Below are 22,047 nucleotides of genomic sequence, written 5' to 3'. Positions count from 1 at the left end.
CCGTTGTCGGCGCGCCCGCCCCCGTGGTGGGCGCGACCTCGTCGATGGTCCCAACTACCGTGCGCCGTGGGCAAGGGGTGGGACGGCGTGGTCCCGCAGCGGGCCGAGGGTCAGGGCGCGGGCGCGGCAGTGGGCGGCGATCAGCGGGAGGGCGGCCAGGGTGGCGCGCCAGGAGTCCGGGGCGGAGGTGCAGTCGGAGTCGTGCAGCAGGAGGGTGGCGCCGGCGGTGAGGCCGGGGCGGGCGGTGGCGTAGACGGACTCGCCGGTGGCCTCGGCCGTCCAGTCCCGCCCCCAGGCCGTCCACAGCACGGTGCGCAGGCCCAGCCGGCGGGCGGCCAGCGTCGGACCGGCCGTCAGTACGCCGTACGGCGGGCGGTACCAGTGCGGGCGGACGCCGCACAGGTCGGTCACCGCCTCGGCGGCGCGGCGCAGTTCGCGCAGGTCGCGGGCAGGGGCCGGGTACCACTGCTGCCGGTGGTGCCAGCCGTGCACGGCCACCTCGTGGCCGCGCAGCACCAGGTCCCGGCCGAGGTCCGGGGCCCGTTCCAGCATCCCGCCGAGCAGGAAGAAGGTGGCGCGGGCGCCGAGGGCGTCGAGGGCGTCCAGGACGTACGGGGTGCTGCGCGGGTCGGGGCCGTCGTCGAAGGTGAGGGCGAGGTGGCCCGGGGCGGTGCCGTACCCGGCGGTGCGGCGGGCCAGGGTGCGGCGCAGCGGCGGGAGGCGGACCGCTGCCGGGGCGAGGTGCAGGAACTCCAGGCCGGCCGCGAGGGCGAGGCCGGTGCCCGCCCGACGGGCCAGGGGCGCCAGGGGGGCCGGCGGAGCCGAGGGTCTCACCCGAAGCGGGCGGCCATCCGGCGGAACACGCCGGGCGCGACCCCGTGGATCCGGGCCGGGAAGCCGAGCCAGTGCGGGACGTAGAGGCGGTCCCGCTCGGTGGTGATGGTCGCGACCACGGTGTCCGCGACCCGCTCCGCCGAGACCGGGCGCGGGCGTTCGCGCTGGTACGGGGTGCCGCGGCGGTCGAAGAACGGGGTGTCCACCGCGCCGGGCAGGACGAGGCGGACGCCGACCCCGGTACCGCGCAGTTCGTACCAGAGGCTCTCGGCGAACATCGTCAGTCCGCCCTTGGTGGCCGAGTAGCCGGACTCGTCGCGCACGCCGACCTGGCCCGCCATCGAGCCGAGCAGCACGATCCGGCCGTGCCGGCGCTCCAGCATCCCGGGCAGCAGCAGCCGGATCAGCCGCAGCGGGGCGGCCAGGTTGACCTCGATCATCCGGTCGAGGGTGTCGGACGGGGTGTCGGCGAACGGGCCGCGCCAGCCGAGGCCGGCGCTGGCGACCAGGACGTCCACCCGCCCGGCGGCGGCGAGCGCGGCCTCGGCGAGGCGGGCGGCGCCGTCCGGCTTGTTCAGGTCCTCGGGGAGGGCGACGCCGCCGGTGCGCTCGGCGAGGGCGTCCAGGCGGGTGCGGTCGGTGCCGGAGAGAAGGGTCCGCCAGTTCGCGTCGGCCAGTCGGGTGGCGGTGGCCAGGCCGATGCCCGAGGAGGCGCCGGTGATCAGGGCGACGGGGCGGTCGGTCGACCCCGAGCGCCGGGGCCGGGCCTGGGCGTCCTCCGACGTCACGGCTTCCTCCGTCATCGCGCACCTGCCGGGTCCGTGGGCGTTCTGCCGTCCGTTTTGTCCGGCACGTCACCTTCGCACGGAGGAGCCGTCCGGGCTACCGGGGCGGTACGGCCGGCTGGGCCTCGGCATCCGGGTGCGGGGCCGACAGTTCGGCCGGGCCGCCCTCCAGTTCGCCGAAGCGGGACAGCAGGAAGGTGCCGCCCACCGCGACCGCGAAGCCTGTCAGCGCGCACCAGGCGAAGCCGGGGCGCGCGGAGTCCCCCAGCGACACCACCCCGACCAGGGCCGGGCCGAAGGTCTCGGCCACCGTCCCGGCCGCCGTCGCCGCCGTCACCGTGCCGCGCTGCAGGGCCAGCGCGTACGCCAGGTAGCCGCCCAGTCCGCCGACCGCCAGGGCGTACGCGGCCGGATCGGTGAGCACGGCGGTGAGCGTGGAGGCGTCCAGGACCCGCACGGCGAGGCTGGTGATCCCGAAGCCGACGCCCGCCAGCAGGCCGAGGCCGGCCGCGGCCGGGGTGCCCTCCCGGCGGACCAGGACCAGGGTGGCGAGCAGCATCACGGCGGTGGTCGCCAGCAGCGCCCAGTGGAAGGCCGCCGGGGCGTACTCCCGGCCCTCCCTGCCGGAGCCCAGGGCCAGCAGGCCGAGGCCCACCACGACGGCGGCGATGCCCGCCGCGTCGCCGCGGCGCAGCCGTGCGCCCAGCAGCCAGACGGCGGCCAGGGCGGTGACGGCGAGGCTCGCGTTGGTGACGGCCTGCACCAGGAACAGCGGGAGACTGCGCAGGGCGACGATGCTCAGCACGAAGCCGAGGATGTCCAGGAGCGTCCCGAGGATGAACTGCCAGGACCGCAGCAGCGCGGCCAGCAGGCCCGCCCGCACCCGGTCCGCGCGCGGCGCCGACCGCGCCCCGCGCGCCTGGAACACCGCCCCGAAGCCGAAGCAGACGGTGGCGACCAGCGCGGTGGTGAGTCCCAGCAGCATGCGTCTCCCTCGCGGGGCGGCAGCGGTTCACCACTCAGTCTGGGCCCGGCACGGCGGGGGTGCACGGGTGGGCGGCGTCCCGACCGTCCCGGTTCGTCCCGGTTTCAGGGCCGCAGCGCCACGCCGGCGTAGGCGGTGGCGTCGGAGGCCGAGACGGCCGGTTCGTCGGACTGGGGCCGCCAGTGCGGAGTGGGGACGACGCCGGGTTCGAGGAGGGTCCAGCCGTCGAAGAAGCGGACGAACTCGGCGTGGGTGCGGGCCTGGGCGGCGGTGCCGGCGGCCTGGTAGATGCCGACGATCCGGCGGATCTCCTCGGGCGCGAAATCGGGCGTGACGTGGGTCATCACCAGGGCGCTGCCGGGGGCGAGGACGGACTTGAGGCGGTCGACCAGCTCATGGGCGCCGTGGGCGTCGGGGACGAAGTGAAGCAGCGCGTTGAGGGAGAGCGCGACCGGGCGGGTGAGGTCGATGGTCTCGCGCAGGCCGGGTGCGGCGAGCAGGCTGTCCGGGTCGGTGACGTCGGCCTCGACGTAGGCGGTTCGGCCCTCGGGGGTGCCGGTGAGCAGGGCCTGGGCGTGGGTGAGGACGATGGGGTCGTTGTCGGCGTAGACGACCCTGGCCCCGGGCCGGACGCTCTGGGCGACCTCGTGGAGGTTGGGCGAGGTCGGGATGCCGGTGCCGATGTCCAGGAACTGGTCGATGCCCGCCTGGGCGAGGGCGCGGGTGGAGCGGTGCACGAAGGAGCGGTTGGCGCGGGCGGCGTCGCGCAGCCAGGGGGCGATGGCGAGGACGTGGCCGGCGGCCTCGCGGTCGGCGGCGAAGTTGGTGAAGCCGCCCAGGTAGTAGTCGTACATCCGGGCCGAGTGCGGCACGTTCAGCCGCAGGTCGACCCCGTCGTAGAGGCTCATGGCCCTCCCCCTCGGCTCCGTGGACACCGTCCGATTGCTGCCCACCGCGTCCGGGGGCCAATCGTCCCCCGGCCGGCCCGAATTCGCATGGAATCGGATGAGATGACAATCTGTATTCGCTTTGCAGCCTGGAGTGACGGGCCTGATGGAATGAGGATGGGCGCGGACAGCCCGACCCTCGGGTGGCCCGGTGCGCAGCCGACGGCCACGGAAAGCAGGCTCGATGACGATCGACAGGGGTGCCCCCGCGCGCGGGTACCGGGGCGGGACGGCAGTGGAGCACGCCGGTGCCGCAGGGGTGGAGCGGATGGCGGTGATGGAGCCGGGCCTGCGACTGGACCTCACCTACGCCGCCTTCTGCGAGACCCACGAACCCGCCTGGCACGCCCTCGCGTTGACCAGGATAGGCAGCCAGACCGACGCCGTACTGGTGGTCGAGGCGGTCAAGGCCGACCTGGCCCGCTGCTGGCCCCAGGTGCTGCGGTTCGAGGAACCGGCCGCGTACGCCTGGCGGTTGGCGAACCGGCACGTCGGGGACTGGGTGTCGGCCGAGGAGCCGGTCGAGGTGGAGGCGGTCACCTTCGCGGCGGTGATCGGGGCGTTCAAGCAGGTCGCCGACGGGCTGCTGCACAGCGAGGCGGACGAGGTACGGCTGTACGCGGCGATCCTCGAACTGCCGGACCGGCAGCGGGACGTGGTGATCCTGCGCTACCTGCTGGGCCTGCACGCCAAGGTGATCGCGGCGTACCTGGGACGGCCGGTGGCCACGGTGCACTCCAACCTGCGGCACGCCCGGGAGCGGTTGGCCCGCCGGCTCGGGGTGGGTGAACTGCCGGACCGCGGCGGCGAAGCGTGAACGCCGACGGGGTGGAGCGACGTCGGGACGGGGTGGAGCGACGTGGGGACGGGGCGGGTGCGGCCGACGGGGTGAGCGGGGAGCGTGCGGCAGACGGGGGGCGCGCGGTGTTCCACGTGCCCCGGTCCGAACGTGCCCACGCCGAGCGGATCGCGGCCCTGCGGCAGGCCCGGATCACCGCCGCACCGGCCCACCTGCCCACCGAGCACGAGCAGGCCGCCTTCGAACTCGGCCTGGTGGTCGCCCTGGTGCTGGGTGCGCCCTGTGCCTCCCGCGGGCTGGACCTGCTGGTCAACGCCCGCCGGATCCAGCCCGAGGGGGCCGAGGTGTTCGGCGCCCTGCTGTACGCCACCGGCAAGGAGGAGGGCGCCGAGTTCTGGTGGCGCTTCGCGGCCGGCTCGGGCAGCGGGACGGCCGCGTACTGCCTCCACCTGCACCACCTGATGCTCGGCGAGACCGACGACGCCGACTACTGGCGGGCCTGGTCCGAACAACTGTCGACGACCGAACGCCCGCCCGGGCCAAGGCCGTTGCGGATGAGCCGGCCGCTGCTGCCGGAGGACGCGCGGCGGGACATCCTCGCCCGGGTGCACCGGGGGCTGGCCCCGCAACTGCCGCCCGCGCTGGTCGCGGTGATCGACCGGCTGCCGTTGCAGGACGGGGACGAGGAGGAGGTGCCGAACCCGTGGGGGCTCACCTCCGGCGCGACCTCGGCGTGCTCCTGGGACCTCTCCCGGGCATTCGGCGAGGAGGAACCGCAGGACCGACGGGACCCGTTGGGGTGACGACCCCCGGCGGCCCCGCGGTCCCACGTTCAGGTGAGTGCCGAGAACCGGGCGACGACCTCCGGGTCACGGCCGCTGCCCGAGGCGAGCCGCTCGCCGTCCGGGCCGAGGTGGTGGATCCGGTAGTGCTGCGGCGCCATCGCGGTGTCCCGGCCGGGGAGCGCGGCGACCACCGCGCGGTGCACGTCGGCGGGGGTCAGGTGGGGGTCGGCGGTGGTCAGGTCCACGGTCAACCTGCCGTCCTCGACCGTGACCCGACAGTCGGGGCGGACGTCCGGCGCGGGGCGGGGGTCGTCGCCGGGTCCGGTGTCCAGGCCGGTGTCCAGGGCGGTGTCGAGTGCGGCACCGACCAGGCCGAGGACGGCCGCCAGGTCGATCCGGGCCCCGTCGACGAGTTGCCAGTCACCGCCGCTCGCGTCGGCGCCGGCAGCAGCAGCGGGCGGGCCGGGGGCCGCGTGCAGCTCGGCGAGCGGGACGGGCCCCACGGCGGCCTTCGCGAGCAGGTCGAGCAGGGCCCGGGCGAAGCGCTCGGTCTCCTCGGGGTCGAGCACCTGGGGGCAGGAGATCAGGGCGAAGTCGAGGCTCCCGGCGATCCGCAGGATGGTGAACATCAGCCGGACGGGCAGCGGCGGGGCCGGCAGCGGGGTGAGTTCGGGGTCGGCGGTGGCGGCCGGCTGGGCGTCGGCGACGGCGGCCGGGATGGTGAGGCTCAGGTCGTTGACGACCACCTGGCGGGCGAACCGGGAGCCGCGCACGTGTGCGGCGTCCTCCACCAGCTGCCAGACCTGCTCGGCGTCCAGCACGCTGTGCCAGTAGGCGCTCAGCGAGGCCGACTTGGTGCGCCCGATCAGCTGGTCGAGGTCGGCGGTGCCGGTGTCGAGCAGGATCAGGGCGTCCTGGGCGAGGGTGCCGACGTGGTCGAGCAGCGCGGCGCGCTGGCGGTTGGCGGAGAGCGCCGAGACGGCCAGCTCCGCACGCCCGGCCCGCTGGGCGACCAGGGCGGAGAAGGCGGCGAGCAGGACGACGGAGGGGCTCGCGCCGGTGCGGCGGCAGACCGCGGCGAGGTCGGCGGCCGCAGTGCGGGAGCGCACCATCAGGGCGGCGGGGCCGCTCGGCGGGCCGGTGATCCGGGAGTCGGCGAACACCACCTGCGGGCCGCTGCCCAGCACCCGGGCCCAGTGCCGCAACGCACCGGCCGCCCGGCGGCGGCCCTGCGGGCTCTGTTCGGCGGCGGCGATCTGGATCGGCGTCGGGGCGCTGACGGGCGGGAGCTCCTTCCCGGCCGCGAGGGCGTACCAGTCCTGGATCAGCAGCGCGGTGGCCGCGCCGTCGGCACCGGCGTGGCAGACCACGGCGATCAGCCGGAGCAGCCGCTGCCCGTCGACGAGCAGGGTGAAGCGGATCCTCGGCACGATGTCCAGAGGGACCGGCACCGCGACGTCGGCCTGACCCAACTCAGCTGCCAGTGCGTCGAGTTCACGGACATCCAGACCACCCGCCTCGACCGCGGTGACGGCGAACCGGCCGTCCCCGCGCACCACCTGGCTCACCGGGAAGGCGTCCGGACCGGGGCCGGGCGGGAAGGAGGTGCGCAGCGACTCGTGCCGCTCGACCAGCAGCCGCAGCGCGTCCAGGCCGGCGGCGAGCGAGGCGCCGGGCGGCACGGGCCAGACCGACTCCTTGTTGATCGCCTCGGGGGCGTCGCGCCGGATGCACCGGATCATGTTGTCCTGGCCCCGGGTGAGCGGCCCCGAGCCGCCGGTCGTCGCGGCGAAGCGGACGGTGATCCGCCGGTGCGCCCGGGCCGGGCCGTGCGGTGCCGCCTCGTACGGGTCGGCGTCGTGCGGATCGGCGTCGTGCGGGTCGGTCTGGTGCGGGTCGGTCTCGTGCGGGTCGGCAGCTCGCGGTGCAGCGTGGTGCGCAGTCACGTCGTACGTGCCCTTCGGCTCGCCGGGAAGGTCTCAGCGGGGAGTACGGGCGGACGCTACCAGCGGCCGCCGGTGATCGTCCAGGCGAGCCGACGGTCAATCAACTCGCTGACCAGAAAAGGGAGTTGACCTGATCAGGACAGTCTCCGAGCAGAGCGACGGCAGCCCGGTACGGCTCCGGGACGGACACGTCGCGCAGCCCCACCGGACCGGCCCCGAGCGGGCCGGGATCCGCCACCGACAGCGGGGAGGGGCCCGCCACGGACACCCCGAGCGCCTGGACCAGCCGCCCGCCGTACGCCTTCACGCAAGCCTCCCGGCGACACCAGAGCACGGTGAACCGGGCCGCCCGCTCGGCGGGCTCGGCCGCCTCCGCGACGAAGCGCGCCTCCTCGAAGGGGAACCAGCGGGCCGCCATCCGCTCGGCGAGCCGGGCCTCCCGCAGCCGCTCCACGTCGACGCCGACCGCCCGGCCCTCGGCCAGGGCCAGCACCGCCAGCGACTCCGCGGCCGACCAGTTCACCCGTAACCCGCCCGCGCCCACCGGCTCCGGCTTGCCGTGCCGGCCCCGCCGCCAGACCACCTCGGCCGGGCGGATGCCGAGCCGCTCGGCGACCAGCTCCCGGACGGCGCCGCGCACCACGGTGAACCGGCTCCGCCGCACGGCGTCCGCCCGCACCGCGCGGGCCCGTTCCTCCGCGTCCAGCGTCCGCCACAGCCGGGCGACCACCTCGGCCGGCTGATCGGCGTCGATCAGCCGCAGGTCGACGGCGGTCACGGCTGGGCCAGGGTGCTCAGCACCCCGAGCCGGCGGTCCAGCCCGGCGACCAGCAGCGGGCGCCGCTGCGCCCGCCACTCGGGCAGCCGCTCGGCGAGCTCCGCCCACGGGCCGGTGAACGGCTGCGCGGCGGGCCCGTCGGCGGTGCCGGTCGCGTCCAGCACCGCCGCCCCGGGGCCCAGCTCCGCCGTCCGGGCCCGGACGGCGGACGCCGGGCGGTCGGCGGGGTGGTGCTGCTGCCGCACGGTCAGTCCCTCGCCCGGTTCCTCCTCGCAGACCAGCACCACCACGGCGTGCCGCCGGGGCAGCGCCACCGGCTCGGCCGGCTCGTAGTGCAGCGCGGTCTGTTCGGCGAGCACCACCACCGCCCGGCGGCAGGCTCCGGTGCGGTGGTACTCGGCGGCCAGCCGCAGGGCGGTGAAGGCCGCGGCGCTGCCCTGGTCGCAGACCGCGAAGGCCAGCGGCCCGCCGGGGACGGACCGGCTGAGCGCGAGCGAGGACGGTGCGCCGGGGCGCACGTCCGGGGTGTCGAAGGCGAGGATCAGGAGGTCCACCGGCTCGTCCTCGCCCACCGCCTCGCGCAGCAGCCCGGCGGCCAGTTCCTCGTAGGAGTGGCCGACGCCCTCGCGCAGCAGGTCCTCGCGCAGCGGCAGGCCGTACGGGCGGACCAGGTCGGAGACGAAGACCCGCAGGTCGGGGTCGAGCGAGGCCTCCGAACGGCCGTCGGAGCACCGGGCGAGGACCCGGGTGATCCGCAGTCCGGCCGGGGCGGGCGCACCGGTCGGAGCGGCAGGGCCGACAGGGGAACCGGGGGGACCGACGGGCACCCGGTCAGTCCTCGGCGATGAGGTGCCCGGCGACGTAGTCGGCCAGCTTGGTGACCGACCGCAGGTCGTCCTCGGTGATCTGCTCCACGTCCACCTGGATGTCGAGCGACTCCTCCAGCTCCAGGATGAGCTCGATGGTGCCGGCCGAGGTGAGGCCGAGGTCGTCGAACAGGCAGGCGTCCGCGGGGATCTCGGGCAGCTCGCGCTTGAGCACGCGTGGCAGGAGTTCGCCGATGCCGTGCAGGATCCGCTCGCGCAGCTCGGGGTCAGTGGTCTGGACCAGTGATTCTGACATGGGTGTCCCGTCCCGTCGTGCGTGGGAAGTGTGCTCTGGATTGACAACGTGGGAAACGCGCCCGGTGGTTCGAGCGGTCGACTGACGGAGCGTCAGTACTGCATCACCATCGCGGAGAAGGTGGCCCCGATACCGGCGGCGGCGATCAGGTAGTGGTCGCCGCGGCGGATCAGCCCCCGCGTGGTGGCGGTGTGAAGATTGATGAGGCTGTCCGCAGCGAAACTGTGCCCGACCGACAGCACGTTGTCCAGCACCACCTGGTCGAGCGGATAGCCGATCCGCCGCGCTATCATCCGCCACGACGCCTGGTTGACGTTGTGCGGAAGCACCGCGGCCAGGTCGGAGAGGTCCAGACCGGCCTGCTGGAGGGCAGCCTCGATCGCCTCCACCATGACGTTCGGGTACTCCCGCTGGTAGCGGGCGAGCAGCTCCGCGTCCTCGGCCAGCCGGCCGTCGAACTCCGGGCGCTGGCGCACCGCGAAGGAGCGCACCCGGTGCTGCGGCCCGTCCGCGCTGACCAGGCAGGCGGCCGCGCCCTCGGCGAAGATCCCGGTCTCCGGCACGACCTGGGCGTCCTTGGTGAAGGTCTTCTCCCCCGCCAGCACCAGGGCGAGGGCCTGCGGGTCGGGATCGCCGGCCAGCAGTCGGCCCGCCAGGTCGATGGCCAACAGGCCCACCGCGCAGGCGTGGTGGGTCACCGTGAAAGCGCTCGCGTGCGCCAGCCCACGGCCGGCGAGCACCTCGTGCAGGGGGTTGAGCGGGTAGGGCACGGCCACCGGCATGCTGCGGGCGTGGATCACGAAGCGGACGTGCTGTTCGCGTCCGCGCAGCTCCGGCAGGTCGTCGAGGGTTGCGTCGAGCAGGTCGGGCAGCGTCCCGCCCCGATCCAGCCGCAGCTGGTCCAGGCCGTGGAAGCGGCGGAAGAGACGGAGTTGACGTGGGGTCAGGCCGATGCGCTCGCCCACCGCCTCGATGGGCACGGCGTGTGGGGGGAGGTGAACGGCCACTGCCTCCAGTGCGGTCACCCGGGCTAGTATTCCGACGCCCGCCTGGTCGCACAAGTGATCTCGGGCGCTTCTCCTGCGCGACCGCCTCCTCGGGCGCCCTCGGAGCCGCCCTCCCCGGCCCCCCGCGCCACGCGCGGGCCGCTCCACCGGGGCCGCCGCGCCACCCCACTCCGCACCGCCCTTGCGCACGTCACCCCGCACGCCACTCCGCACCGTCGACCGGACGGGAGAACCTCCCATGTCAGACCGTGAACCAGCCCTCCCCGCGCAGCCGTTGAACCGGGTGTTGGCCGCCCTGCTGGCCGAGGTGGCCGGCGCGCCGCCCGCCTGGGCGGACCGGCTGGCCCCGGACGCCCGCCTGGACGGCGACCTGCTGCTGGACGAGTGCGAACTCGCCGCGCTGGCCGTCCGGCTGCCCGCACGCTTCGGCCCCGCCGCCGACCTGGCCGCTCTGCGGGCCGGACTGGACCTGGCCGCCCTGGAGGCGCTGACCGTCGCCGACCTCCAGGCCCTGCTCCCCGAGGAGGACCGCCGATGACCCGGTTCCTGCTGGTGATGCCGCCGCTCACCGGACACGTCAACCCGGCCGCGGGCATCGCCGCCGAACTGACCGCACGCGGTCACGAAGTCGCCTGGACCGGCACGGAGTCGGTGCTGCGCCCGCTGCTCGGCCCGGACGCGCGGGTGCTCGGCACCGGCACCCGGGCCTTCCGGGCCCAGGGCGGGCACGGCCTGGCGGCGCTGCGCTCGCTCTGGGAGGGCTTCATCGTCCCGTACGCCCGGTTCACCGCGAAGCCGCTGGACACCCTCGTGCGGGAGTACCGGCCGGACGTGCTGCTGGTCGACCAGCACACCCCGGCGGGCGCCCTGGTCGCGCACCGGCACGGCCTGCCGTGGGCGTCCTTCGCGCCCGGGGCGATGGAACTGGGCCACCCCTACCGGGCGTTGCCGCAGGTCGAGGCCTGGATGACCGGGCTGCTGCGCGGCCTGTGGGAGCGGGCCGGGCTGCCCGCCGAGGAGTACCTGGACCCGCGCTTCTCCCCCGCCCTGGTGCTGGCCACCACCGGGCCGGCGCTGACCGGGAGCGCCGCGCCGCCGCACCACGCGCAGGTCGGGCCGGTGCTCGCGCCGCGCCCGCACGATCCGGACTTCCCCTGGCAGCGGCTGCTGCCCGGGCGGCGGCGGGTGCTGGTCACCATGGGCACGCTGGCGGGAGAGCTGGGCGCCGACTTCCTCGCCCGGGCCGTCCGGGCGCTGGAGCTGTGCGGCCCGCAGGTGCAGCCGGTGTTCGCGGCGCCGCGCGAGCTGCTGCCCCCGCCGTCCGAACTCCCCCCGCACGCGGTGGCGGTGGACCGGGCGCCGGTGCTGGAGCTGCTGGCACGCGGCGAGCTGGACGCGGTGCTCTGCCACGGGGGGATGAACACCGTGGGCGAGGCGCTGGCGCACGGGGTACCGCTGGTGACCGCGCCGATCCGGCACGACCAGCCCTTCGTCGCCGCGCAGGTAGCGGCGGCCGGGGCGGGCCTGCGGGTGCCGTTCGCCCGGGTCACGCCCGAGCGGCTGGCGGCGGCGCTCACCGCCGTACTCGACTCCACGGAGCACCGGGACCGCGCGGTTCAGGTCGGCCGGGACCTGCTGGCGGGCGGCGGCGCGACGGCGGCCGCGGACCGGCTGGAGGCGCTGGGCCCTCGGCCTCAGCCCCCGGCGACCGCCCCGTGACCGCCCCTTAGCAGAACAGGTGATCACACGTCCATTGGTCTAGGCCATTGTCTCCGGGCCTGGTCCGCCTCTAGGGTGTCGCAGCAACACCGCCTTTCCCAGGCGCCGAGCCCGCCCTTTCCCGGGTGCCGTGGCAGCCCATCCCCGTACGGGAGTTCCGGTTGATCGAGACCGCGGGACTGCGCAAGTCCTACCGCAAGAAGACCTCCCGCCGAAGCGGCGAGGACTCCACCGTCGACGCCGTGCGCGGCATCGACCTGTCCGTCGCCGCCGGCGAGATCTACGGCTTCCTTGGCCCCAACGGCGCCGGGAAGACCACCACCCTGCGCATGCTGGCCACCCTGATCCGCCCCGACGGCGGACGGGCCACCATCGCCGGGGCCGACCTGTTCACCGACCCCGCCGGGGTCCGCCGCCGGATCGGCTACGTCGCCCAGGGCGGCGGCACCACCGACACCGTCAGCGCCCGCGAGGAACTGGTGCTCCAGTCCCGCCTGTACGGCGCGGGCAAGGCCCGGGCCGTACAGGCCGCCGAGGACGCCCTCAAGGCCTTCGACCTGGGCGACTTCGGCGACCGGCCGTGCGCCACCTACTCCGGCGGCCAGCGCCGCCGGGTGGACATCGCCCTCGGGGTCATCCACCAGCCGCAGGTGCTGTTCCTGGACGAGCCCACGGTCGGGCTGGACCCGGCCAGCCGGGCGTACGTCTGGGAGGAGATCCGCCGGCTGCGCACCGAGGGCATGACCGTGGTCGTCACCACCCACTACCTGGACGAGGCCGACGCGCTCTGCGACCGCGTCGCCATCGTCGACCACGGCCAGGTGGTGGTCGAGGGCACGCCCCAGGCGCTCAAGCGGGAGATCTCCGGCGACGTCGTGCTGCTCGGGCTCCTCCCGGGCGAGGACGTCGCCGAACGCGCCGCGGCGGTGCTCCGCCCGCAGCCGTACCTGCACCGGCTGGAGGCCAACGGCGACGAGGGGCTGCGGCTCTACCTGGAGGACGGCGCGGCCGCCATCCCGCGGCTGCTGCGCGCCCTGGAGGCGGCAGGCGTCACCCCCGGCACCGTGCAGCTCCAACGGCCCAGCCTGGACGACGTGTTCCTGGCCCGCACCGGCCGCTCGCTGCAGCAGTCCTGATCCAGCCCCACCGCCCTGCCTGCCCGACCCCCTGGGGAGACCGTGAAGCTCGCCCGCGACACCTGGCTGATCCTCCAGCGCCAGCTGCTGCTCATGATCCGCACCCCGATCTGGATCGCCGTCGGCATCATCCAGCCGCTGTTCTACCTGGTGCTGTTCGCCCCGCTGTTGAAGAAGGTGCTCACCCCGGACGGCTCCGGCAGCTACGCCGACACCTACCAGGTCTACGTACCGGGCCTGTTGGCCGTGCTGTGCATCTTCGGCGGGCTGTTCACCGGTTTCAGCCTGCTGGGCGAACTGCGGGCCGGGATCATCGAGCGCTCCCGGGTCACCCCGGTCAGCCGACTGGCGCTGCTGCTCGGCCGGGCCCTGCGCGAGATGGTGGCGCTGCTGGTGCAGGCCGTGCTGATCACCCTGATCGCGCTGCCGTTCGGCCTGCGGGTCAGCCCGCTGAACCTGCTGCTCGCCTACGTCCTGCTGGCCCTGCTGGCCCTGATGACCTCCGCGATCTCCTACGGGATCGCGCTGATGGTGCCCACCGACGCCGCCATGTCGCCGGTGGTGAACACCATCGCCCAGCCGATCGCGCTGCTCTCCGGGGTGCTGCTGCCGCTCACCCTGGCGCCGCAGTGGCAACAGCAGCTCGCCCGGTGGAACCCCTTCTACTGGGCGGTGGAGGGCATGCGCGCGCTGTTCTCGGGGCACGCCGGGGACCCCGCGGTCTGGCAGGGCCTGCTGGTGGTCGTGCTGATGACCGTCCTGGCGGTGTACTGGTCGGCCCGGCTGTTCTCCACCCGGGTGCGCTGACGCGGGTACGCCGACCGGAGGTACGGAAGGGGCCCGGCTCGCACCCGCGAGCCGGGCCCCGCTGCTGTCTCCGCCCCGCTCAGGAGCGGATGAACTCCGCCAACTTGGCGACACCGTCGATGATCTGGGCCTGCGTCAGCGAGCTGATCGAGAGCCGGAGCCGGTGCTCGCCGCCGCCCGCCGGGTAGAACGGCGCCATCGGCGTCCAGAGCACCCCGAACTCCCGGGCGCAGCGCTCCATGGCCGCGTCGTCGGCCCGGAACGGCACCGTCAGCACGGCGAAGAAGCCGCCCTCGGGCCGGTTCCAGTCCACCCCCAGCCGGCGCCGCTCGGAGGCCGGGAAGTGCCGGTCCAGCTCCCGCAGCAGGGTGTCCATCCCGGCCGCGTAGTGGGCCGTGGCACGGGCGTTGGCGGCCCGCAGGCTGCAGTCGTGGGCCAGCAGCATGCCGCCGATGACGGCCTGGCTGAGCGCGGGGGTGTTGACCGTCGTCATGCTCTTCACCTTGGCCAGTTCGTCGGCCAGCAGACTGCGGCGCCCGCCCGGGCCGGCCACCCGCTGGTCCGCGACCACGTAGCCGACCCGCGCCCCGGGGAAGCAGGTCTTGGCGAAGGAACCCAGGTAGACGACCTGGCGGCGGCGGTCCAGCGCCTTGAGGGTGGGCCGCGGGCCCGGGGTGCGGGCGAAGAAGCCGTACGGGTTGTCCTCGACGACCAGCAGGCCCTCCTCGGCGGCGGCGTCCAGCAGCCGGGTGCGGGCGGCGACCGGCATGCTGGTGCCCGAGGGGTTGGCGAAGTCCGGGACGACGTACAGAGCGCGCGGGCGGCGGCCCTCGGCCCGCACCTCCCGGGCGGCGGCGCGGACGGCCGCCGGGTCGGGGCCGCCGTCGGGGCCCTCGGGGACCGGCCGGGTGGTCAGGTCGAGCAGCCGGGCCGCCCCGGTCACGCCGACGTAGCAGGGCGAGCTGACCAGCAGCACGTCCTGCGGGCCGGCGCACAGGGCGCGCAGGGCCAGCAGCATGCCCTCCTGGGCGCCGACGGTGAGCACCACGGCCGCGGGGTCGACGGTGAGGCCCTCGTCGTTGGCGAGGGTGCGGGCGACCAGGTCGGCGATGATGCCCTTGGTGGGGCCGTACTGGAACAGCGCGGTGCGCACGGCGTCGCGGTCGAGGCCGCGGTCGGCCAGGTGGTCGAGGTAGCCGTCCAGGTAGGCGGGGACGTCCTCGGGCTCGAAGAAGCCCTCGTAGGGGCGGCCCGGGGCGAAGGAGACGGCGCCGGGGTAGCGGGTGGTGACTTCGTTGAGGAAGGTCATCGCGTCCAGCAGCGGGTCGGCGAGCGAGCCGTGCAGGTCGGCGAGGGCCAGGTCGGTCGGGTCGTCGGCGATCGTGCCGTCGGCGCTCCGGTCGACGCCGGTCGGGTCGTGGTCGGTCGGGTCGTGGTCGGTCACCGCAGGGCCTCCCGGAGGCGGGCGGCCGCGTGGGCCTGGGCCTCGGCGGCGGCGTCCAGGGTGCCGGTCATGGCGAAGAAGCCGTGCGGCATGCCCTGGTAGCGGCGCAGGTCCACCGGGACCCCGGCCGCGCGGAGCGCCTCGGCGTACCGCTCGCCCTCGTCGCGCAGCGGGTCGTACTCGGCGGTGAGGACGGTCGCGGGCGGCAGGCCGGACAGGTCGGCGGCGCGCAGCGGGGAGGCGTACGAGGAGGCGCCGTCGGCCGGGTCGGCCAGGTAGTGGCCCCAGTACCAGGCGGCCGAGCGGCGGTTGAACAGCAGCGGGTCGTCGTGCTCGCGCAGCGAGGGGGTGTCGGCGGCGTGGTCGGTGTTGGGGTAGACCAGCAGCTGGTGGCGCAGCGTCGGGCCGCCCTCGGCGCGCAGCAGCAGGGTCAGGGCGGCGGCGAGGTTGCCGCCGGCGCTGTCGCCGCCGACCGCGAGGCGGTCCGGGTCGATGCCGAAGTCCGCGGCCCCGGCAGCCAGTTGCTCCAGGGCGGCACGGCAGTCGTGCAGGGCGGCGGGGAAGGGGTGCTCGGGGGCCGAGCGGTAGCCGACGGAGGCGGTGACGCAGCCGACGGCGTTGGTGAGGCGGCGGCAGATCGCGTCGCTGGTGTCGACCGAGCCGAGCGTCCAGCCGCCGCCGAACAGGTAGAGCAGGGCGGGCAGCGGGCGGCCGGGCGGCTCGGGCCGGTAGAGCCGCAGGGCGAGTTCGCCGCCGGGGCCGGGGATGCGGTGCTCCTCGACGGCGGCGACCGGCTCGGGGGTACCGGACGCGGCGCGGATGTCGGCGAGGTCGGCGGCGCGGGCCTCGGCGAGGGTGAGGGTGTAGAGCGGCGGTGCGCCGCTGCGCGCGCGGTGGGCGCGGTAGGCCTCGGCCTGGGGGTGCAGGGGCATGGGTGGCGGTCCGTTCGGTGGCCCGGCCGGGGCCGGGCGGCGGCTCGGCGGGGGTTCAGCGGGGTTGCGGCGGGGTTGCGGCGGGCTGTGGTCGGCCAGGGGTTCGGCCCCGGTTCAGCGGTCGGCCTCGACGTAGACGGTCTCGTCGGTGCGGAAGGCCGTGTCGAGGTCGGCGACGTCCGAACGGAGGCCCTGGCGGTAGGCGCAGTGCCGGATCTGGTCGGGGGTGAACCCGGCCAGGGTCAGCACGTGCCGCAGTTCGTCCAGGTCGTAGATCCACTGGTGGCCGTAGTACCGGAAGATCTGGTTGACCAGGAAGGCCGGCCGGGCGGGCATCGGCGGGCCGAAGCCCAGGGTGCCGAGCCGGCGGCGGTGCTTGCCGAGGAAGCCGTCGCCGGTGGCGTAGCCGACCAGGTAGCGGGCGAGGTCGGGGGTGGTGAGGCGCAGGACGCCGCCGGGGCGCAGGATCCGGCGGGCCTCGCGCAGCCAGCCGACCGCGACGGGCAGGGTGACGTGCTCGATCAGGTGCTCGGCGTAGACCCAGTCGACGCTGGCGTCGGCGAAGGGCAGCGGGCGGGAGACGTCCAGTTGGGTGAACCAGCGGTCGCCGTCGACCCGGTAGAGGGTGCCGGGCTCGGTGGCGGGGCCGGGCCCGCCGTCGGCCGCGGCACCGCGCAGGGTGGCCAGGTCGGTGCCGAGGCCTTCCGGGTGGGCGGTCCGGAAGGCGGCGAACTCGATGCCGGTGAGGCCGAGTTCGCGGAAGTCGTGGTGGTCGTGCGGCAGGGCGCCGGGGCGGGCTTCGAGGGTCTTGCAGGTGGCGACCTGGGCGCTGAAGGCGTCCAGGCGGGTCTCCAGCCCGTCCGGGTCGTCCCAGTCCCAGCCGGGGAAGCGGTCGTCGGTCCTGCTCGTCGGTTCGGTCATCGGTTCTCCTTCTGGAGGAACGGGCTGCGGGTACGGCGCGGTTCAGCCGACCGGGCGGGGCCAGCGCGCGAGGGCGTCGCGGCCCAGGTCGGCGAGCCGGGGGCGGCCCAACAGGGCCAGGGTGTGGTCGAGTTCCTCGTGCAGCAGGCGGAGCACCCGGTGCACCCCGGCCTCGCCGTCGACGGCGAGGCCCCACAGGGCGGGGCGGCCGATCAGCACGGCCCGGGCGCCGAGGGCGAGGGCGACGGCGATGTCGGTGCCGGTGCGCACGCCGCCGTCCAGGAGTACCGGGAGCTCGGCGGGCACCGCGTCGACCACCTCGGGGAGGGCGGCCAGGGCGGGCAGCGCGCCGTCGAGCTGGCGGCCGCCGTGGTTGGACACCAGGAGGGCGTCCACGCCGTGCTCGACGGCCAGCCGGGCGTCCTCGGCGGTCAGCACGCCCTTGAGGACCAGCGGCAGCCGGGTGCGCTCGCGCAGCCAGGCCAGGTCGGACCAGCTCAGGGTGGGGTCGAACTGCTCGCGGGCGTGCTCGGCGATGCCGGAACCGCCGTCGGTGGCGCGGTGACTGGCGGACATCAGGGTCTCGTCCAGGTTGACCGCGCGGACGGTGGGCGGGACGGCGAAACCGTTGCGCAGGTCGCGCAGCCGGCGGCCGATCCTGGGCGCGTCCACGGTCAGCACCAGGGCCCGGAAGCCGGCCGCCTCGGCGCGTTCGACCAGGGCGGCCAGGGCGTCGCGGCGGCGCAGCCAGTAGAGCTGGAGCCAGAGCGGGCCGGTGGCGGCCCCGGCGATCTCCTCCAGGGTGCGGCTGGCGAACATCCCGGCGACCAGCAGGGCGCCGGCCGCCCCGGCGGCGCGCGCGGTGGCGGTCTCGCCCTCCGGGTCGACCAGCCGGTGGTAGGCCATCGGGGCGATGCCCAGCGGGATCCGCAGCGGGGCGCCGAGCAGGGTCAGCGCGGGGTCGCAGGCCGAGACGTCGACCAGGGTGCGCGGGCGCAGTGCATAGTGCCCGAACACCTCCCGGTTCGCCGTCAGAGTGCGTTCCGCACCGCTGCCGCCTTCGATGAAGTCCCAGATTTCCGGGGGGAGTCGGTCGCGTGCGGCGTGCTCGATCCCGGCCAGCGTGAGTGCTCCCACGGGCATCCTCGTTTCCCGGACGGCCACGCGCGGGCCGGTCCCGGTTCGGCAGCGTAGGAGCAACGAGCACATTGGTATAGACCTTGATTTGACCAAACGTCTGTGCCAAGGTCTGGCAACGGAATTGACCGTATTGGTTGAGAACGACGCCCATTGCGTCCATGTCAAATCCCCTCACTTGTTGTGGAGCCGCGTTGACCGGCTTTTCCCGCTTTTCCCTTCCGCTTTCCGCCCCGCCGCACGCCGACGCCCCGCAGGACTGGGTCGAACGGTCGCTGCTGGCCGGGCCGGGCGGCGAGGAGTGCCTGCACTTCGGCGCACCCCTCGACCGGGACGCCCTGCGCGCCCTGGTCGAGGACCAGTGCGACCGACTGACCGCCGCCGGGCTCGGCCCGGGCGGCACCGCCGCGCTGCGGCTGCCGCCCTCGGTGGCCTTCGTCGCCGTACTGCTGGCCTGCTGGCGGCTCGGCGCCCAAGTCGCACTGCTCGACCACCGGTTGACCGACCACGAAGTGGACGCGGCGGTGGCCCGGCTGGCTCCGCAGGTGCTGGTAGGCTCCGCCCACCGGCCCGCCGCGGCGCTGCGCGGCTTCTCCGAGGTCGAGCCGGTCGCCGTCCCGCTGCCGGACGGGCTCCCGGCCCGCACCGGGCACGCCCTGATCCAGCTCAGCTCCGGGTCCACCGGCCCGGCCAAGGTCATCGCCCGCACCGCCACCGACCTGCTGCGCGAACTCGACTGCTACCGCCGGCTGGTGGAGTTCCCCGGCGAGGGCGAGCGGGTCGTCCTGCTGTCCTCGGTGGTGCACGTGCTCGGGCTGGTCGGCGGGCTGCTCAACGCCCTGCACGCCCGGGCCGTGCTCACCGTCCCGGAGCGGATGACGGCGGCCGGCATCCTCGCCGCGGTCGCCGCCGACCAGCGGCCGACCACCGTCGTCGGAGTGCCCTTCCACGCCGAGCTGCTGGCGGGGACGGTCACTCCCCCGGCGCTGCCGCAGCTGCGCCGGATGGTCGTCGCGGGCGAACTGGTCCGCCCCGGCCTGCCCGCGCTGTTCACCGAACGGTACGGCGTACCGCTCGGCACCATGTACGGCATGACCGAGACCGGGGTCATCGCCACCGACCTCGACGGAACGCTGCACCCCGCCAAACGCCCCGTCCACGGCATGCGGATGCGGCTCGTCGCCGGCGAGCTGCAGCTCGGCGCCGCCACCTCCCCGTACCCGGGGCTGGACGACCCGGGCCGCTGGTCGGACGGCTGGCTGCACACCCGCGACGCCGCCGCCCTGGACGAGGCGACCGGCCTGGTCACCGTGCACGGCCGGCTCGACTCCCAGGTCTCGATCGGCGGGTTGAAGGTCGACCTCACCGAGGTCGAGCAGACCCTCGCCGCGCTGCCCGAGGTCCGCGAGGCGGTCGTCGTCTTCGACGACGGGGCGATCGAGGCGTACCTGTCCGTCGAGGCCGGGGCCGAACCCGCCCTCGTCCAGGACGGGCTGGCTCGCCGGCTCGCCGCCTACAAGCGGCCGCGCCGCCTCGTCCTGCTGCCCGCCCTCCCCCGCACCGCCACCGGAAAGCTGCTGCGCGACCCGGCCGCCCTGCGCGACACCGCCGCGGCCGCCGTGCGCTGACCGGACGCACCACCCGCCGGACACCCTCCGGACAACCCCGACAAGGAGCCCACTCATGCAGGACCGCATCCGCGCGTTCGTTCTGGCCGCCCTCACCGAGATGCAGTACGACGTCTCCGAGGTCACCGGGGACACCGACCTCGGCCCGGCCGGACTGGACCTCGAATCGCTCGCCCTGGCCGAACTCTCGGTGCAGGTCGAGGACGAGTTCGGGATCAAGTTCGACCTGGACGAGATGGAGACCACCGCGATGATGACCCTGGACGAGTTCACCGCCGACGTGGTCAAGCGGATCGACGCCCTCCCCGCCGCCACCGGCAGCGCGGCGTGAACGACTCCGCCCGCCCCGCGGACTCCGCCCCCGGGGCGCTCCCCGACCGGGCCGAGGTCCTGACGATGCTGGCGGCGTTCGGGCAGCGCGCCGCCGACACCGTGCCCGAGGAACTCGGCTCGCTCGAACTGACCTGGCTGATCGCCGAGTTCGAGCAGCGCTACGGAATCCAGCTGGACCTGGACGACGAGCACTTCGGCGCCGTGCGGACGGTCGACGACGCCACCGAGCTGCTGCGCTCGACGGTGCTGGCCGCCCGCGCCGGAGCGCGGCCGTGACCGGCACCGACACTGACACCGGCATGCCCGACCCGCCGCCCCGGCCCGCCGCGCCCGGGCCCGTGGCGGTCGCCGCCCGCCCGGTCGTCACCGGCGTCGGGGTGCTCAGCGCCGCCGGACGCGGGCTCACCGCGCTGACCGAGGCCGCCGCCCACGGCAAGGCCGCGTTCACCGAGGTGACCCGCTTCGACGTGACCGGCCGGCGCACCACCCGGGCCGCTCTGCTGCCCGGGACGGTACCGCTGGCCAGCACCTTCCCGCTGGCCAGGGCCGTGCTGGAGGCGATCGGACAGGCCGGCCGGCAGGCCGGGCTGACCGCCGCCGAGGGCGCCGCGCTGCCCGTCCTGCTCGCCCTGCACAGCGACGGGCGCACCCGCGCCACCGCCGACGCGGTGGCCGCCGGGGTCCGGGCGCACTGGGGCGCGCCGGGCGTCACCCGGGTGTACACCGGCGCCTGCGTGGCGGCCGCCACCGCGGTCGCCGACGCCGCCGCCCTGGTCGCCGCCGGTCGGCACGAACGGGTCCTGGTCGCGGCCGGCCACCTGGTCGAGCCCGGGGTGTTCGCCGTCTTCGACGCCGGACGCGCCCTGGCCCGGGACGGCGAACTGCGCCCGTTCAGCGCCGGCCGCACCGGCACCCTGCTCGGCGACGCGGCCGTCGCCGTCCTGGTCGAGTCCGCCCCGGCCGCCGAACGGCGCTCGGCTCCCGCACTCGCCCGGCTGGCCGGCTGGGGCCGGACCGGGGACGCCCACCACGTCTGCCGACCGGAGCCGGACGGCACCGGGGTCGCCCGGGCGATCGAGGCCGCACTGGGCCGCGCGGGCATCACCCCGGACCAGGTCGGCTACGTCAACGCCAACGGCACCGGTTCCGAGCTCGCCGACCGGGCCGAGGCCACCGCCCTGCACACGGTGTTCGGCCCGCACACCGACCGACTGCCGGTCAGCTCCAGCAAATCGGTGCACGGCCACGCGCTGGAGGCCTCCGCCCTGCTCGAACTCGCCGTCACGGTCGGCGCGTTGGAGAGCGGACTGACCCCGGTCAACGCCGGTTGGCTGGGCCCCGACCCCGACGTCCGGCTGGGCCTCGTGCTGGACGGCCCGCACACCACCCGCCCCGACTACGCGCTCACCCTCAACTCGGCCTTCGGCGGGGCCAACACCGCCCTGCTGCTGGCCGCCGCCTGACCCGGACACCCACACACCATGACCACCCCTGCCGCCGCCCCGCGCGTCCTCGCCGAGGCCCGCCGCCCCGGCCCGGACCTCCCCGGGCCCCCGCCACCGCTGCCCGGCTTCACCCCCGCCGGCCTGGCCCCGCTGATCGCCGACACCGCCGACCACTGCCTGCGGGCCCACCACGGCCCGCCGCCCGCCCCCGGGCGCACCGCCCTGCTGCTGGCCAGCGCCGGCGGCGACCTCGCCACCGCGCGCGCCATCGACCGGAGCGCGGAGCCCGGACACCGCCCGGCCCCGCTGCTGTTCTTCCAGTCCAACCCCAACGCCGTCCTCGGGCACATCGCCGCCCGCTGGGGCCTGACCGGCCCCGTCGTGGCGATCAGCCCGGTCGAGGCCGTACCCGGCACCGTCCCCGCGGACGCCTACGAGCTGGCCGCGCTGCTGCTGGCCGACGGGGACGCCGACCACGTCCTGGTGATCGCCGCCGAGCAGGGCCCCGACGGTGACCACGCCGTGGCCGTGCTGCTCGCCGGGCCCGCCGACTGAAC

Annotated in this window: 24 protein-coding genes; 11 read left to right on the top strand and 13 right to left on the bottom strand. The window is 75.5% G+C overall.

Annotated features, from left to right (window positions below):
- Positions 1-54: 54 nt before the first annotated feature.
- From ACFY2K_RS15255 to ACFY2K_RS15240, 4 genes are all read right to left on the bottom strand, one after another.
- Positions 55-834, bottom strand: coding sequence for a polysaccharide deacetylase family protein (locus ACFY2K_RS15255; protein WP_387711704.1), 780 nt, complete (start codon positions 832-834; stop codon positions 55-57).
- A complete protein-coding gene (locus ACFY2K_RS15250) occupies positions 831-1,622 on the bottom strand; it encodes an SDR family NAD(P)-dependent oxidoreductase (protein ID WP_380406617.1) in 792 nt (263 codons plus the stop codon). Before ACFY2K_RS15250 ends, ACFY2K_RS15255 begins: the two co-directional genes overlap by 4 nt.
- 94 nt (positions 1,623-1,716) lie before the next feature.
- Complete coding sequence (locus tag ACFY2K_RS15245) at positions 1,717-2,604, bottom strand: hypothetical protein (RefSeq protein WP_380526468.1); 888 nt, start codon at positions 2,602-2,604, stop codon at positions 1,717-1,719.
- Between the two features lie 104 nt (positions 2,605-2,708).
- Positions 2,709-3,512, bottom strand: a complete 804-nt coding sequence (locus tag ACFY2K_RS15240; protein ID WP_380592062.1) for an SAM-dependent methyltransferase — start codon at positions 3,510-3,512, stop codon at positions 2,709-2,711.
- 223 nt (positions 3,513-3,735) lie between these two features.
- Between ACFY2K_RS15240 and ACFY2K_RS15235 the strand changes: the two genes are divergently transcribed.
- On the top strand, positions 3,736-4,368 hold the full coding sequence (locus tag ACFY2K_RS15235) for an RNA polymerase sigma factor (RefSeq protein WP_375886958.1): 633 nt from the start codon (positions 3,736-3,738) through the stop codon (positions 4,366-4,368).
- A gap of 116 nt (positions 4,369-4,484) precedes the next feature.
- Positions 4,485-5,153 carry a hypothetical protein gene (locus ACFY2K_RS15230; protein ID WP_380526463.1) on the top strand — a complete coding sequence of 223 codons (669 nt, stop codon included), beginning with the start codon at positions 4,485-4,487 and terminating at the stop codon, positions 5,151-5,153.
- 29 nt (positions 5,154-5,182) lie between these two features.
- Here the strand turns inward: ACFY2K_RS15230 and ACFY2K_RS15225 are convergent, their stop codons facing one another.
- The 5 genes from ACFY2K_RS15225 to ACFY2K_RS15205 form a co-directional block, all read right to left on the bottom strand.
- Positions 5,183-7,081: a condensation domain-containing protein gene (locus ACFY2K_RS15225; protein ID WP_387711701.1), complete on the bottom strand. Its 1,899-nt coding sequence runs from the start codon at positions 7,079-7,081 to the stop codon at positions 5,183-5,185.
- 100 nt (positions 7,082-7,181) lie between these two features.
- Positions 7,182-7,859 carry a 4'-phosphopantetheinyl transferase family protein gene (locus ACFY2K_RS15220; RefSeq protein WP_380526459.1) on the bottom strand — a complete coding sequence of 226 codons (678 nt, stop codon included), beginning with the start codon at positions 7,857-7,859 and terminating at the stop codon, positions 7,182-7,184.
- A complete protein-coding gene (locus ACFY2K_RS15215; protein WP_380639652.1) occupies positions 7,856-8,686 on the bottom strand; it encodes a hypothetical protein in 831 nt (276 codons plus the stop codon). The genes ACFY2K_RS15220 and ACFY2K_RS15215 overlap by 4 nt, the downstream gene beginning before the upstream one ends.
- Positions 8,687-8,690: 4 nt before the next feature.
- On the bottom strand, positions 8,691-8,981 hold the full coding sequence (locus ACFY2K_RS15210; RefSeq protein WP_375886946.1) for a phosphopantetheine-binding protein: 291 nt from the start codon (positions 8,979-8,981) through the stop codon (positions 8,691-8,693).
- Positions 8,982-9,073: 92 nt separating this feature from the next.
- A complete protein-coding gene (locus ACFY2K_RS15205) occupies positions 9,074-10,006 on the bottom strand; it encodes a 3-oxoacyl-[acyl-carrier-protein] synthase III C-terminal domain-containing protein (protein ID WP_387711698.1) in 933 nt (310 codons plus the stop codon).
- A 220-nt stretch (positions 10,007-10,226) separates the two neighbouring features.
- Between ACFY2K_RS15205 and ACFY2K_RS15200 the strand changes: the two genes are divergently transcribed.
- The 4 genes from ACFY2K_RS15200 (at position 10,227) to ACFY2K_RS15185 (ending at position 13,650) form a co-directional block, all read left to right on the top strand.
- Positions 10,227-10,526 (top strand): hypothetical protein, encoded by a 300-nt coding sequence (locus ACFY2K_RS15200; RefSeq protein WP_387711696.1) that lies wholly within the window; start codon positions 10,227-10,229, stop codon positions 10,524-10,526.
- Positions 10,523-11,707: a glycosyltransferase gene (locus ACFY2K_RS15195; RefSeq protein WP_380592052.1), complete on the top strand. Its 1,185-nt coding sequence runs from the start codon at positions 10,523-10,525 to the stop codon at positions 11,705-11,707. Before ACFY2K_RS15200 ends, ACFY2K_RS15195 begins: the two co-directional genes overlap by 4 nt.
- A gap of 161 nt (positions 11,708-11,868) precedes the next feature.
- Positions 11,869-12,843: an ATP-binding cassette domain-containing protein gene (locus tag ACFY2K_RS15190; RefSeq protein WP_387711694.1), complete on the top strand. Its 975-nt coding sequence runs from the start codon at positions 11,869-11,871 to the stop codon at positions 12,841-12,843.
- Between the two features lie 42 nt (positions 12,844-12,885).
- A complete protein-coding gene (locus ACFY2K_RS15185) occupies positions 12,886-13,650 on the top strand; it encodes an ABC transporter permease (RefSeq protein WP_375886935.1) in 765 nt (254 codons plus the stop codon).
- 79 nt (positions 13,651-13,729) lie between these two features.
- On the opposite strand, the gene ACFY2K_RS15180 is transcribed toward ACFY2K_RS15185, so the two are convergent.
- The 4 genes from ACFY2K_RS15180 to ACFY2K_RS15165 all read right to left on the bottom strand — a co-directional run bounded on the left by ACFY2K_RS15180 (position 13,730) and on the right by ACFY2K_RS15165 (position 18,090).
- A complete protein-coding gene (locus ACFY2K_RS15180; RefSeq protein ID WP_380526476.1) occupies positions 13,730-15,031 on the bottom strand; it encodes a PLP-dependent aminotransferase family protein in 1,302 nt (433 codons plus the stop codon).
- 59 nt (positions 15,032-15,090) lie between these two features.
- Positions 15,091-16,026: an alpha/beta hydrolase gene (locus ACFY2K_RS15175; protein WP_387711691.1), complete on the bottom strand. Its 936-nt coding sequence runs from the start codon at positions 16,024-16,026 to the stop codon at positions 15,091-15,093.
- 114 nt (positions 16,027-16,140) lie between these two features.
- The gene (locus ACFY2K_RS15170) at positions 16,141-16,947 is read right to left on the bottom strand and encodes a class I SAM-dependent methyltransferase (protein ID WP_380526447.1); all 807 of its coding nucleotides are present in this window, start codon (positions 16,945-16,947) and stop codon (positions 16,141-16,143) included.
- A gap of 42 nt (positions 16,948-16,989) precedes the next feature.
- Entirely contained in the window at positions 16,990-18,090 is a 1,101-nt protein-coding gene (locus tag ACFY2K_RS15165) for an alpha-hydroxy acid oxidase (RefSeq protein ID WP_380526445.1), read from the bottom strand.
- Between the two features lie 188 nt (positions 18,091-18,278).
- On the opposite strand from ACFY2K_RS15165, the gene ACFY2K_RS15160 reads away from it, so the two are divergent.
- From ACFY2K_RS15160 to ACFY2K_RS15140, 5 genes are read left to right on the top strand one after another with little or no spacing between them, the layout of a single operon-like run.
- The gene (locus tag ACFY2K_RS15160) at positions 18,279-19,712 is read left to right on the top strand and encodes a class I adenylate-forming enzyme family protein (protein ID WP_380526443.1); all 1,434 of its coding nucleotides are present in this window, start codon (positions 18,279-18,281) and stop codon (positions 19,710-19,712) included.
- A gap of 55 nt (positions 19,713-19,767) precedes the next feature.
- Entirely contained in the window at positions 19,768-20,043 is a 276-nt protein-coding gene (locus ACFY2K_RS15155) for an acyl carrier protein (RefSeq protein WP_360243150.1), read from the top strand.
- A complete protein-coding gene (locus ACFY2K_RS15150) occupies positions 20,040-20,321 on the top strand; it encodes an acyl carrier protein (protein ID WP_387711688.1) in 282 nt (93 codons plus the stop codon). The genes ACFY2K_RS15155 and ACFY2K_RS15150 overlap by 4 nt, the downstream gene beginning before the upstream one ends.
- Complete coding sequence (locus tag ACFY2K_RS15145; protein ID WP_387711686.1) at positions 20,318-21,508, top strand: beta-ketoacyl synthase N-terminal-like domain-containing protein; 1,191 nt, start codon at positions 20,318-20,320, stop codon at positions 21,506-21,508. Before ACFY2K_RS15150 ends, ACFY2K_RS15145 begins: the two co-directional genes overlap by 4 nt.
- Positions 21,509-21,526: 18 nt before the next feature.
- The gene (locus tag ACFY2K_RS15140; protein WP_380639638.1) at positions 21,527-22,045 is read left to right on the top strand and encodes a hypothetical protein; all 519 of its coding nucleotides are present in this window, start codon (positions 21,527-21,529) and stop codon (positions 22,043-22,045) included.
- Positions 22,046-22,047: the final 2 nt, after the last annotated feature.

Source organism: Kitasatospora sp. NPDC001309, from assembly GCF_042896295.1.
Classification (GTDB): Bacteria; Actinomycetota; Actinomycetes; order Streptomycetales; family Streptomycetaceae; genus Kitasatospora.
This window is presented reverse-complemented; position numbering and strand designations above follow the sequence as displayed.

What these genes read in the sequence shown, in the direction of transcription:
- ACFY2K_RS15170 (WP_380526447.1), bottom strand. Translation starts at nt 16,947, where the DNA reads ATGACCGAACCGACGAGCAGGACCGACGACCGCTTCCCCGGCTGGGAC.
- ACFY2K_RS15200 (WP_387711696.1), top strand. Translation starts at nt 10,227, where the DNA reads ATGTCAGACCGTGAACCAGCCCTCCCCGCGCAGCCGTTGAACCGGGTG.
- ACFY2K_RS15140 (WP_380639638.1), top strand. Translation starts at nt 21,527, where the DNA reads ATGACCACCCCTGCCGCCGCCCCGCGCGTCCTCGCCGAGGCCCGCCGC.
- ACFY2K_RS15155 (WP_360243150.1), top strand. Translation starts at nt 19,768, where the DNA reads ATGCAGGACCGCATCCGCGCGTTCGTTCTGGCCGCCCTCACCGAGATG.
- ACFY2K_RS15235 (WP_375886958.1), top strand. Translation starts at nt 3,736, where the DNA reads ATGACGATCGACAGGGGTGCCCCCGCGCGCGGGTACCGGGGCGGGACG.
- ACFY2K_RS15165 (WP_380526445.1), bottom strand. Translation starts at nt 18,090, where the DNA reads ATGCCCGTGGGAGCACTCACGCTGGCCGGGATCGAGCACGCCGCACGC.
- ACFY2K_RS15195 (WP_380592052.1), top strand. Translation starts at nt 10,523, where the DNA reads ATGACCCGGTTCCTGCTGGTGATGCCGCCGCTCACCGGACACGTCAAC.
- ACFY2K_RS15175 (WP_387711691.1), bottom strand. Translation starts at nt 16,026, where the DNA reads ATGCCCCTGCACCCCCAGGCCGAGGCCTACCGCGCCCACCGCGCGCGC.
- ACFY2K_RS15245 (WP_380526468.1), bottom strand. Translation starts at nt 2,604, where the DNA reads ATGCTGCTGGGACTCACCACCGCGCTGGTCGCCACCGTCTGCTTCGGC.
- ACFY2K_RS15240 (WP_380592062.1), bottom strand. Translation starts at nt 3,512, where the DNA reads ATGAGCCTCTACGACGGGGTCGACCTGCGGCTGAACGTGCCGCACTCG.
- ACFY2K_RS15210 (WP_375886946.1), bottom strand. Translation starts at nt 8,981, where the DNA reads ATGTCAGAATCACTGGTCCAGACCACTGACCCCGAGCTGCGCGAGCGG.